The sequence below is a fragment of the Lacinutrix sp. genome (genome assembly GCF_037625555.1).
In the GTDB taxonomy this organism is placed as follows: domain Bacteria; phylum Bacteroidota; class Bacteroidia; order Flavobacteriales; family Flavobacteriaceae; genus Lacinutrix.
Genome location: NZ_JASJHV010000126.1, coordinates 1 through 11,179, shown reverse-complemented (window position 1 = coordinate 11,179; position 11,179 = coordinate 1). Strand labels below are relative to the sequence as shown.

The window sequence follows — 11,179 nt, the reverse complement described above, 5'->3', positions numbered from 1 at the left end:
ACCAATCATATCGTATTTAGATATGATTACAAATAATGATGCTGCTACATAAATAGCAACCATAAATGGCACTATTTTGTCTGTTACCTTTGCTATTTTCTTAATACCACCAATAATAACAATACCTACTAAAACAGCCATAACAAGACCAAATGCCCAACCATAACCATGAAGAAAAGATTGCTTTCCTCCTGTAATATTTTCTACTAATTGAAAGGCTTGATTTACCTGGAACATGTTTCCACCTCCAAAAGACCCACCAATAACAAATACGGCGAACAATACAGCTAAAACTTTACCTAAGCCAGCCATACCTTTAGCTTTTAATCCTTTTGTTAAGTAGTACATTGGTCCACCAAAAACAGTTCCATCTGCTTCAATATCTCTATATTTTACACCCAAAGTACATTCTACAAATTTTGATGCCATACCTAAAAATCCAGCAATAATCATCCAAAATGTTGCTCCTGCCCCACCAATTGAAACTGCAATGGCAACACCAGCAATATTACCCAAACCTACAGTTGCAGATAATGCCGTTGTTAATGCTTGGAAGTGGCTAACCTCTCCTTCATGATCTTCAATTTTAATAGTTTCTATAGCATCTCCTCCTGGAGTTGCATCTCCTGCTACTTTTAAATCTTTATCATCATGACCATCTATATGTTCGTACTTACCTCTTACAATATTAATAGAAGTAAAGAATCCACTAAAGTTTATAAATTTAAAGTAAAACGTAAAATATAATGCTCCAAGAATTAAAGGAAATAATACCCAAAATACTTTTACGTCTCCACCAAAATCTATTTGATAAAAAATAATTTCTACAAACCATCCTGTTAAATCTCCAAATACCTGATCGATTTTTTGGTCTATACCAACCTCTGACGATTCTTGGGCGATAGATAATAATGGTAAAATTAATGAGAAAATTGAAAGAAGATACTTCTTCATAATATAGTTTTTGTTTGTTAGTTGTTAATTTAAGAATAGCAAGATGCGAAAAATTGCTGAATTTATAAAATGGTAGTTGTTAAAAAGCTTAGCATTAGTCTAAATCGTATATAGAATTAAGTTCTTGTATTTGTTCTGGTCTTCCTAAAACAATAATTTTTGAGCTAGGTATTAATTCTATTTCGGCTTCAGGGTTTACAATATATTCTCCATCATTACCTTTAAAACCAATAACTGTGCAACCCGTTTTATTTCTTAAATCTAAATCTTTAATAGTTTGTATTTTTTGCGATGTATTGTAAAGTTTATCTACTGCTATTTCTTCAATATTAACATTATCGTTTCCACCAATAGAAAGGTTATCTATAAACTCTATTAAATCTGGTACTACAACCAAAGAAGCCATGTGGTCACCTCCAATTCTATCTGGCAAAATAACATTATTTGCACCAGCCAATTTTAATTTTTGGTAAGATGTTTCTTGAGATGCGCGACTAATTATACATGCTTCTCTATTTAATTGTCTTGCTGAAAGCACTACAAATAAATTATCAGCATCATTTGGTAAAGCAGAAATAAGTGTACTTGCGCGTTCTAAACCTGCTTGCATAAGCACATCGTCCTCATTAGCATTACCAAAAACCATTGGTGTTAAATCGCTCTCATTTTTTTCTATAACCTCTTTATCCCTTTCAATTATTACAAATAACTTATTGTAAGACATTAATTTCTTTGCTGCTTGCTTTCCATTACGTCCATAACCACAAATAATAGTGTGGTTTTTATATTTATCAATTTTCTTTTGCATCTTTTTCTTTTTTAGGTCGTCAAGGTTGTTTCTACTTAAAATAAATTCTGTAATAATTGAAAGTGCGTAACCCACGAGTACAACACTAGATAATATTAAAAATACGGTAAATATTTTCGAGGCATCGTCTAACGGTTCTACTTCACCAAAACCAACGGTTGTAATAGTAATAACCGTCATGTAAACAGCATCTAACCAGGAGTATCCAGAGATAACTCTAAAACCTAAAACACCTATTAACAATACAATAAATAGTAGTGTAACCGCTAAATATATTTTAGTTCTAATAAATTTAAGTAGTGAATCTCTCATGTATTACAAATCGAAAACAGAAGTTCTTTTGGTGTAAATAATGTCTTTTATACGCATCCAGAAAGCCAAAAATAAGTATAATGCAAAACCAAAACCTATAGTTACAAAGGTTAAATACATAAAAGAAGTACGTACAATTTTTGCTCGAATACCAATTCTATCTGCAATACGCTGACAAACATGATAGCCATGTTTTTGAAAAAATAATAATAAACTGTGTGCTGATTGCATAACTGCAATATAATAAAACCTTAGCTATTTAATTCTAAAAAAAAACAAAACCATGATTACTTTAATAACGAATTTCCAATGGCACATTTTAAACATTTGTTTTTATCACAATATTCTGTTTTAAGTTGAATTAAAGCTTGAGACTCTAGTGCAGATTTTGAAACTTTTTTTAAGCCGTTAAATTTATTGACTATACTATTTTTTTTCTGAAGTAATTTGTTGAAGCAATTGTATAATTTCATCGTCTATAGGTTTCCCTAGTTGCTTGGCATAACTAAATTTTATTGGAATAATAGTATTTATTAGTAAAAGGTCTATAAAAGATTTAATTTTACCTCTTTTTTAAGGTTTTAGATGCTTTACTAAAAGTATAATGCGTATCCCAAAACAAAGAAGTTTCTACACCAAACAACTTATAAAACTCATCTAATGTTTTTGCTTCAATAACTTTTGAAAACACGTTTTGATGCACATGGTAAACATTAGCTAATTGAGATAGTCTAATAGTTGGAAAGTTTGGTGGTCTTAATCTAAAAAACTGTAATGGTGTTACACTATCTCCAGAAAGGCTAAACTTTTGCTTTAAAAACTGATATTCTTTTGCCAATTCTATAAAATAAACCTCTTGGCAATCGTCCTCTAGTAATACTGTTTGTCCAAACAAAAGGGCTTCTAAACTTAGTAGTTTTGATTGTTGTTTTCTAATTATCGAGAAAGGAAAACTATTTGCAATACTTCCAAAAGCTAGTCCATTAACCTTTAGTCCAAAGTTTTTTGCTAGCATTTTAAACAAAACAGATTCCCAATTATTAGTATTCTGATCTAAGAGAACTGAAATTTCGCTTGCTTTACGCTCTAAACTCTCAAAATAAAGGCGCTCCAGCCAGTTATAAATAGTAAACTGATACGGTTGCAAAATCGTTTTCACAATTAATCCATTTTTGAGTATTATCAAATAGTTTTAAATAGCCATTTAATGCATCTTGTGTAACATGGTGTTTTAATTCTAGTGTAGGAATTTCGGTATTATCTTTTCTAAAAATTTCTGTATCATGTTCCCAAACTACATGTAAAATACCATTATCGTAATTGCTATCATTTTCGTGGTTGTGTAAATACCAATCGCTAGATTTTATATGTATTTCTAGATTTCCAGCCCAAAGTTGGTTTTCTATTTTAATTTGCGTATTTAAAAAATCTGGTCCAGCATTGTTATTATGTTCTCCTACTGCAACAATACTAACTAATTCTCCTTTAGTTGTTTTGAGGTTTTTGGCTACTATTTTTTTATGTTTCCATAAATAATGGAGAAAATCTTCTTGCATGTTTTAAATGTACGCAATTGTAACAAGTTTTACCAATTGTATACTAATATAGCATGGGAACTTATGGACGATTTAATACTCACAACTCTAGAGTTAAGCAACTTAAGTACAAAAAGAGCGAACGTTATAAAAATATACGTTTAGCTATTGGTGAGAGTAGTTCTCGAAATAATAGTTACAATAAAGTAGACCGTAAAACTCTAGAAATTATAAAAGGAAACATTAGAAAAAAGGCTCTCAAAAGTAAACGCAGAAATAATCGATTAACTTTTATTTTAATAATTATAACACTTTGCTTTACTATTTTATTTACAAACTGGGTTTTTAATTAATTAACAGAACCACTTTTTCCAACGTAATGATACTTGACATTGTTATTTTTTTAAGCTAACTTCGTTTAACTTCTAATAAAAAACATTAAAACGATTTTTTATTATCGTATTAGCGGTAATTAATGAAAACAAAAAACAAGATGTAATATGAAGAAGAATATTTGTATAATGGTTATATTGATTCTTGCAATCTTTAAAACCTCTGCCCAAGAATTTATAAATAAAGCTGAATTACAAAAATATCTGGATAAAAATAGTCAATCCCTTGACCAAATTGAAGGAATTTATTCCCTTAACGTGAAAGGGACATGGACATTAAATGGAGAATTAATTCATCAGTATTCTGAAGCGGTAAAGTCTGAATGGGGCGTAAAAAGAATTGATAAAACAACTTTTGCTGTATATGATTTAGGAAATAATCGAAAAGAGGAATCAGGCTTTAGTGCCAAATTTGAAAAGACATCGATTGACGGAGTTTATACTTATATCTGTAAGTTCATTAATCCATATTGGGAAGCTCGCGCAAATGTAATTCTAACTGACGGAAAAATTCTAGAATATGGATATTACAGAAGTGTTATTTCTATTCAAAATGAATTAAAAGAAAGATACATTCCAGGTACGAAATGTTATTGGGATTTTACTTGGTTAAAAACTTATCCAATAAATAGTAAAAATGACAATACTTCTAAAAGTACTTGGGAGGGAAACGGGAGTGGTTTCTTTATAGACGGCAATGGATACATTGCAACAAATTATCACGTTATTGACGGAGCTTCTGAAATTGAAGTTGATTTTATTAAAGATAATCAAAAGCAATCTTGTAAAGCAAAAATAATTTCAAGTGATAAACAAAATGACTTGGCAATAATTAAAATTGAAGACGACAAATTTAAGCCCTATATAAAATTACCTTATTCTTTTAAATCAACAATATCTGATGTCGGTTCTAATGTTTTTGCATTAGGATATCCAATGGCATTAACTGTAATGGGGGAAGAAGTGAAATTCACAGACGGTAAAATTAGTTCTAAAACAGGATTTCAAGGTGATATTACAACATATCAAATTTCTGTTCCTGTACAACCTGGCAATAGTGGCGGACCGCTCTTTGATTACGATGGTAATATTATTGGAATCGTAAATGCAAAAATTATGGCGGCAGACAATGTGTCTTATGCAATAAAGCTTACATATTTAAAAAATCTTATTGATGTTATCCCTGACAAATTAATTCTTCCGAGTGATATTTCAATCTCCCAAAAAACATTAACAGAGAAAATAAAAGTACTTTCAAATTATGTTGTGCTAATTAAAACAAGATAAGAATATGAGTGATTCATTAAAAATAAAAATTTCAAGACACCTACATGATGATTTATATATTGACGATATAATAGAATTGAAACCGACTACAAACATTACTCCTTGGGGTGCTGACAATTTTATTTGGGAAGGCGGTTATCAAGGGAAAAAATCATTATTAATCTTCCGCGACAAACATTTGAAGAAGACGCAACTATAACAAAACCCGACACCCTAAATATTTCTGATCAGATTTATAAAGAATTGAAAAGAGTATTAAAAAAACTAGACTAAAATAACTACCGCTAACAGCACCTATAAGAAATTGGGGGTTTAGTGGTTAATTGAAGCTTTGTGCTTCGTATCAAGTTCAGTGCTGGTAGACAGTTTTGTGCTTCGAAATCGCCAACTTCTTATAGCTACAAAACGGGTTAAACGAAACTAGAAGATTTTTCAATAAAAAAGCACAGTTTAAAAACTGTGCTTTTTTATTATCAATGGATTACTCTCTTTTCAGAAATTTATTACTCTATATAACCCTTTTCACGCATCCAATCGTCGTTAAACATCTTACCTACATAACGCGAACCATGATCATGAAATAAGACTACTACAACATCGTCTTTTGTAAAATGCTCTTTTAATTGCAGTACACCTTTAATTGCAGATCCTGCACTATTACCTAAAAACATTCCTTCTTCTTTAGCCAAGCGTTGTGTGTAAACAGCAGCATCTTTATCTGTTACTTTTGTAAAACCATCTATAACTCCAAAATTTACATTAAGCGGTAAAATATCTTCTCCAATACCTTCGGTTACGTAAGGATAGATTTCATTTTCATCGAAAACACCTGTTTCGTGATACTTTTTAAATACCGATCCATAAGTATCTACTCCCCAAATTTTAACATTTGGGTTTTTAGTTTTAAGATAACTACCAACACCAGAAATTGTTCCTCCTGTTCCTACTCCAACCACAAAATGTGTGATTTTACCTTCGGTTTGTTCCCAAATTTCTGGTCCTGTACTTTTAAAATGTGCTTTACAATTACTTGGGTTATCGTATTGGTTTACATACCAAGAGTTTGGCGTTTCTTCACCTAAACGTTTAGATACTGAGTAATAAGATCTTGGGTCGTCTGGTTCTACTGCTGTAGGGCAAACTACAACTTCTGCACCTACTGCACGTAAAATATCTACTTTTTCTTTAGACTGTTTGTCTGCCATAACAAAAATACATTTGTAACCCTTTATAATGGCTGCTAATGCTAATCCCATTCCTGTGTTTCCTGAGGTTCCTTCTATAATGGTGCCTCCTGGTTTTAATCGTCCATCTACTTCTGCATCTTCAATCATTTGCAGTGCCATACGGTCTTTTACCGAGTTTCCTGGATTAAAGGTTTCGTATTTAGATAATACTAAACATGGTAACTCTGCTGTGAGTTTATTTATTTTTACTAATGGTGTATTACCAATAGTTTCTAGAATATTTTCTGCGTATTTCATGTTGTAAATTTGATGATGCAAAAGTAAAAAATATGATTGTATTATTTTTTTTTATCTCTGTTCATTTTACATAGATGCAAAAAGAACTAAAAAATTAATATAAAAACACAAAACTGATAACGTACTTTTCTTCTTAAAAACTACTTACTTAATGCTGCGTTAGCGATTATTCGTTCATTCTTATTTAATAAATAAGAACTCGTGAATTGCTTCGCAGTTGAAGGTTTTATTTAAACGTCTCGAAGAGAGCGAGTAATGAAAAGACGACCTTTAGGTAAAGCCAAAATGAAGTAATTAAAGGCTACTCGAAACGTATTGCTTTTATTGGTGAGATTTTTGTAATGATATAAGATGGTACTAGTAGCATGAAAAAACAAAGCACAAATGTGCCTACATTTAATAGTATAATATAGTCTAGACTTATGTAAACTGGTATGGTTTTCATGTAATATTGTTCTGGATTTGGAAAACTTAAGAAGCCAAATGTTTTTTGAGCAAACAATAAACCTAAACCTATTAAATTTCCCCAAAACAAGCCTATTAAAATAAGGTATGTAGCATTGAAAACAAATATTTTTCTAATACCTGTGTTACTACTTCCTATGGCTTTTAAAATACCAATCATTCTTGTGCGCTCAAGAATTAATACTAGTAATGCAGTAATCATGTTTATTCCTGCTACAAGAATCATAATCCCTATTATGCCAACAATATTCTTATCGAAAATACCAATCCACTCGAATATTGTACCAAATTTTTTAGTTACTGGTATTGTATTTAACTTTGAGGAGGTGTTTTGATAAATTTCTTTTGTTTTTTCATCTATTTCATTAAAGTTATCGATAAAAACTTCAAAATTTCCAATTTGGTCTGGATCCCATTTATTTAATCTTTGTATGTGTTTTAAATCTCCTACTACAAATTGCTGATCGAATTCCTTAAATCCAGAGTTATAGATCCCAATTATTTTATATGGAATTATTCTTGGTGGTTTATTTAGGTCTTCTCTTAAAAAGTTTGCATTTACTTTATCACCAACTTTTAGGTTAAGTCTTTTGGCAAAGTATTCTGAAATTAAAAGGTCTTCGTTTATTTCTTTTGAGTAATCTGGCAAAACACCATCTACTAAATATTCTCTTAAATATTGCCAGTCGTAATCTGCACCTACTCCTTTTATAACAACAAATTCAAAATTATCTGGTTGTCTAAAAACGGCATATCGTGTTGCTACGCCTTGTACGTGTGTTACGCCTTCTACACTATTAAAATCTGGATAAAAATCTTGGTTTATAGAAATAGGGTTTTCGCTTTCTTGAGAGTTGTTTGTGTCGTAATTACTAATGGTTGCATGACCATTAAAAGCGACTACTTTATCTCTAATTTTTTGCTGAAGACCAATTCCTGTAGCAATAGTAATCATCATTACAATAATGCCAATTGCAATTGCTGCTATTCCAATTTTTATTATTGGTGCTGATATGCTACTTTTATACGCTTTACTATCAATAATGCGTTTAGCTATAAAGTATTCGAAATTCAAAATATTATGAGTGTACAATTAATGTGGTGTAAAAATACAGTTTTATTATTTCTTTTTTTGGGAATTTCATGCGGAATGGCTAATAAGGTTGAAGATAAAACTAAGAGTACAGAAGTCGCTTCGCAAAGTGACAGTACTAATGTGGTATTAGATAACGCAATAAACATTAAACGTATTATTGTTGGTGCTAACCAAACAGAAGCATATTTACCTTTATTACAAGGTAAACGTGTTGGTGTTGTGGCTAATCAGACTTCTATGATAAGTAAAACAGAAGACGGGAGAAAAAATTTCGCAACTCATTTCAATCCTGAAACAAAAGTAACAATTACTCATTTTACACATCTTGTAGATTCTTTAAAAGCTTTGAATGTAGATATTAAAAAAGTTTTTTCGCCTGAGCATGGTTTTAGAGGAAATATAGATGCAGGAGAATTAGTTAAAGATGGTTTAGACACAAAAACAGGTTTACCTATTGTATCGCTTTACGGCAAAAACAAAAAGCCTTCTATTGAGCAATTAAAAGGCATAGACATTGTGATTTTTGATATTCAAGATGTTGGTGTGCGTTTTTACACTTACATTTCTACATTACATTATCTTATGGAAGCTTGTGCAGAAAACAATATATCTGTTATAGTTTTAGATAGACCAAATCCTAATGGTAATTATATAGATGGTCCAACAATGGAAGCAGAACACACTAGCTTTTTAGGCATGCATACAATACCTCTTGTACATGGTTTAACTATTGGAGAATACGCAACAATGATTAATGGAGAAAAATGGTTAAAAAACAATATTACATGTGATTTAACTATTATTAAATTGAAAAACTATACGCATGATATGGCTTATAGTTTACCTCAGCGACCTTCGCCAAATTTACCAAATGATCAGTCTATAAAACTTTATCCATCTTTAGGTTTATTTGAAGGTACTACAATTAATGCTGGTCGTGGTACAGAATTTCAGTTTCAACGTTATGGAGCACCTACTTTAGACAGTACAGTTTTGAATTTTACATATACTCCAAAAGAAAATTTTGGTACTAAATTTCCAAAACACAAAAACAAACTTTGTTATGGCGAAGACCTATCTAATATAAAAACTAAAGATAGTATTAGCCTAAAATATATTATTAAAGCATATGATAATAGTACAACCAAAGAAGCCTTTTTTATTACAGGGTCTTTTACAAAGCATGCAGGCACAGCAAAGCTACAACAGCAAATTATTAATGGTTGGGATGAAACAAAAATAAAAGTCACCTGGAAAGGTGACTTAGATAATTTTAAAGTAATTAGAAGTAAATATTTACTTTATAATTAAAAAATAATTCAAAAAAAAATTATTGTTCTGTTGTTGGCTTTCTATATTTGTGAAAAGGCTGCTTTAAAAGATGTTTTAAACTGCCATTTTCCTGAGCACTTGGAAACGTATCTACACCATAGATTATTTTTTCTCGCTCTAAGTACATAAAAGTACCTAAAGCACGATCCCAAATAGAGAAAATATTGCCGTAATTAGAATCTGTATATGGTAATTTATAATGATGATGTATTTTATGCATATCTGGAGATACTATAAAATAACTTAACACTTTATCTACTTGCTTAGGCATTTTAATATTAGCATGTGTAAATTGTGTAAATACTAAAGACATAGATTGATATAACATTACAATACCAATAGGTGCACCAATAATAAAAACACCTGCTAAAGTAAATATAAACCGTATAATACTTTCTAAAGGATGATGCCTATTTGCAGATGTTGTATCTACCTCATGATCGCTATGGTGAACTAGATGAACCATCCATAAAACACTAACTTTATGTTCTGTAAAATGTGCTAAATAAGCACCAATAAAGTCTAAAAGTAAAACTCCTAAAACAACGTATAACCACATTGGCATTTCTGGTAACCAATTTATAATACCAAAGTTATTTGCTGTAACCCAATCTGCTGTGCCTACTAATAGAAATGCTAATGCAAAATTAATTATGATTGTTGTTACAGTAAAAAACAAGTTAGGCACTGCGTGTTTCCACTTTTTATATTTAAAATTAACTAATGGCAAAAGACCTTCAAGCAGCCAAAAAAAAGTGATTCCACCAACTAGAAGGATACTTCTATGTAATGAAGGAATAGTTTCGAAATAGTTTATTATAGATTGCAAATTACTGTTTTTTTAAAAGATTGGTAATTTATTGTTTAAAGATAACACTAAAAACTATAATTTAATAAGTTCTTTCATCTTCTCAACAATATTAAATGCAGCAGGACAAATTTCAACATTTTTAAGTGTTAGACTAGAAATTTGTTGAAATTTCTTTCTATCTGTATGCGGAAACTCACTGCACGCTTTTGGCCTTACATCGTAAATAGAACAATAGTTATCTGCACCTAAAAAGGTACATGGTACGCTTTGCAAGATATAATCGTTATCCTCATCTACTTTTAAAAACTGCTCAACAAATTTTTGAGTTTTCATTTTAAAATGTTTAGCAATCCTATCGACATCTTTATCTGTAAATAAAGGACCTGTAGTCTTACAACAGTTTGCGCATTCAAGACAGTCTGTTCTCTTAAATTCTTCTTCATGCAATTCTTGCATAATATAATCTAACTGCTTTGGTGGCTTTTTTTTAAGCTTCGTAAAAAAGGTTTTATTTTCCTTATGCTTATCTTTGGAAAGCTTTTGGAGATTATTTATTATGTGTTGCATAAAGCAAAAATAGTTAAAGTTCTTGACACCATTTTGATGAATTTAAAAATGAATAGAGCTCATAAAAATATTTTTTAAATGAAAGACTTATTCGGAAAAGCCTTATTAGATTATTACAACGGAAACGCTACGGAAG

The 11,179-nt window shown here is 30.6% G+C and carries 12 protein-coding genes and 1 pseudogene; 4 read left to right on the top strand and 9 right to left on the bottom strand.

The features are described 5' to 3' along the window. From QNK89_RS10375 to QNK89_RS10355, 5 genes and pseudogenes are all read right to left on the bottom strand, one after another. Positions 1 to 954, bottom strand: a 954-nt coding sequence (locus tag QNK89_RS10375) for an alanine:cation symporter family protein (RefSeq protein ID WP_340170971.1), incomplete at its 3' end; no start/stop codon positions are given. Between the two features lie 94 nt (positions 955 to 1,048). Continuing rightward, positions 1,049 to 2,074, bottom strand: coding sequence for a potassium channel protein (locus QNK89_RS10370; protein ID WP_340170970.1), 1,026 nt, complete (start codon positions 2,072 to 2,074; stop codon positions 1,049 to 1,051). Positions 2,075 to 2,077: 3 nt separating this feature from the next. Continuing rightward, positions 2,078 to 2,305 carry a PspC domain-containing protein gene (locus QNK89_RS10365; protein WP_340170969.1) on the bottom strand — a complete coding sequence of 76 codons (228 nt, stop codon included), beginning with the start codon at positions 2,303 to 2,305 and terminating at the stop codon, positions 2,078 to 2,080. Positions 2,306 to 2,500: 195 nt separating this feature from the next. Then, complete coding sequence (locus QNK89_RS10360; RefSeq protein ID WP_340170972.1) at positions 2,501 to 2,590, bottom strand: hypothetical protein; 90 nt, start codon at positions 2,588 to 2,590, stop codon at positions 2,501 to 2,503. A gap of 46 nt (positions 2,591 to 2,636) precedes the next feature. Next, positions 2,637 to 3,630: pseudogene (locus QNK89_RS10355) on the bottom strand (DUF2851 family protein). A gap of 53 nt (positions 3,631 to 3,683) precedes the next feature. Between QNK89_RS10355 and QNK89_RS10350 the strand changes: the two are divergent. From QNK89_RS10350 to QNK89_RS10340, 3 genes are all read left to right on the top strand, one after another. Continuing rightward, positions 3,684 to 3,962: a hypothetical protein gene (locus QNK89_RS10350; protein WP_340170968.1), complete on the top strand. Its 279-nt coding sequence runs from the start codon at positions 3,684 to 3,686 to the stop codon at positions 3,960 to 3,962. Positions 3,963 to 4,109: 147 nt separating this feature from the next. Further along, positions 4,110 to 5,288, top strand: a complete 1,179-nt coding sequence (locus tag QNK89_RS10345) for a trypsin-like peptidase domain-containing protein (protein WP_340170967.1) — start codon at positions 4,110 to 4,112, stop codon at positions 5,286 to 5,288. A gap of 4 nt (positions 5,289 to 5,292) precedes the next feature. After that, positions 5,293 to 5,487 carry a hypothetical protein gene (locus QNK89_RS10340; RefSeq protein ID WP_340170964.1) on the top strand — a complete coding sequence of 65 codons (195 nt, stop codon included), beginning with the start codon at positions 5,293 to 5,295 and terminating at the stop codon, positions 5,485 to 5,487. A gap of 304 nt (positions 5,488 to 5,791) precedes the next feature. Here the strand turns inward: QNK89_RS10340 and QNK89_RS10335 are convergent, their stop codons facing one another. After that, positions 5,792 to 6,772, bottom strand: coding sequence for a pyridoxal-phosphate dependent enzyme (locus QNK89_RS10335; RefSeq protein WP_340170963.1), 981 nt, complete (start codon positions 6,770 to 6,772; stop codon positions 5,792 to 5,794). Between the two features lie 301 nt (positions 6,773 to 7,073). Next, on the bottom strand, positions 7,074 to 8,312 hold the full coding sequence (locus QNK89_RS10330; protein ID WP_340170962.1) for an FtsX-like permease family protein: 1,239 nt from the start codon (positions 8,310 to 8,312) through the stop codon (positions 7,074 to 7,076). A gap of 6 nt (positions 8,313 to 8,318) precedes the next feature. Between QNK89_RS10330 and QNK89_RS10325 the strand changes: the two genes are divergently transcribed. After that, complete coding sequence (locus QNK89_RS10325; RefSeq protein WP_340170961.1) at positions 8,319 to 9,644, top strand: DUF1343 domain-containing protein; 1,326 nt, start codon at positions 8,319 to 8,321, stop codon at positions 9,642 to 9,644. Between the two features lie 19 nt (positions 9,645 to 9,663). Here the strand turns inward: QNK89_RS10325 and QNK89_RS10320 are convergent, their stop codons facing one another. Further along, positions 9,664 to 10,494: a sterol desaturase family protein gene (locus QNK89_RS10320; protein ID WP_340170960.1), complete on the bottom strand. Its 831-nt coding sequence runs from the start codon at positions 10,492 to 10,494 to the stop codon at positions 9,664 to 9,666. A gap of 54 nt (positions 10,495 to 10,548) precedes the next feature. Further along, positions 10,549 to 11,043 (bottom strand): YkgJ family cysteine cluster protein, encoded by a 495-nt coding sequence (locus QNK89_RS10315; protein WP_340170959.1) that lies wholly within the window; start codon positions 11,041 to 11,043, stop codon positions 10,549 to 10,551. Between the last annotated feature and the right edge of the window lie 136 nt (positions 11,044 to 11,179).

Excerpts from the sequence above, each read along its gene's own strand:
- QNK89_RS10340 (WP_340170964.1), top strand. The coding sequence starts at position 5,293 with ATGAGTGATTCATTAAAAATAAAAATTTCAAGACACCTACATGATGAT.
- QNK89_RS10370 (WP_340170970.1), bottom strand. The coding sequence starts at position 2,074 with ATGAGAGATTCACTACTTAAATTTATTAGAACTAAAATATATTTAGCG.
- QNK89_RS10345 (WP_340170967.1), top strand. The coding sequence starts at position 4,110 with ATGAAGAAGAATATTTGTATAATGGTTATATTGATTCTTGCAATCTTT.
- QNK89_RS10365 (WP_340170969.1), bottom strand. The coding sequence starts at position 2,305 with ATGCAATCAGCACACAGTTTATTATTATTTTTTCAAAAACATGGCTAT.
- QNK89_RS10335 (WP_340170963.1), bottom strand. The coding sequence starts at position 6,772 with ATGAAATACGCAGAAAATATTCTAGAAACTATTGGTAATACACCATTA.
- QNK89_RS10315 (WP_340170959.1), bottom strand. The coding sequence starts at position 11,043 with ATGCAACACATAATAAATAATCTCCAAAAGCTTTCCAAAGATAAGCAT.
- QNK89_RS10325 (WP_340170961.1), top strand. The coding sequence starts at position 8,319 with ATGAGTGTACAATTAATGTGGTGTAAAAATACAGTTTTATTATTTCTT.
- QNK89_RS10350 (WP_340170968.1), top strand. The coding sequence starts at position 3,684 with ATGGGAACTTATGGACGATTTAATACTCACAACTCTAGAGTTAAGCAA.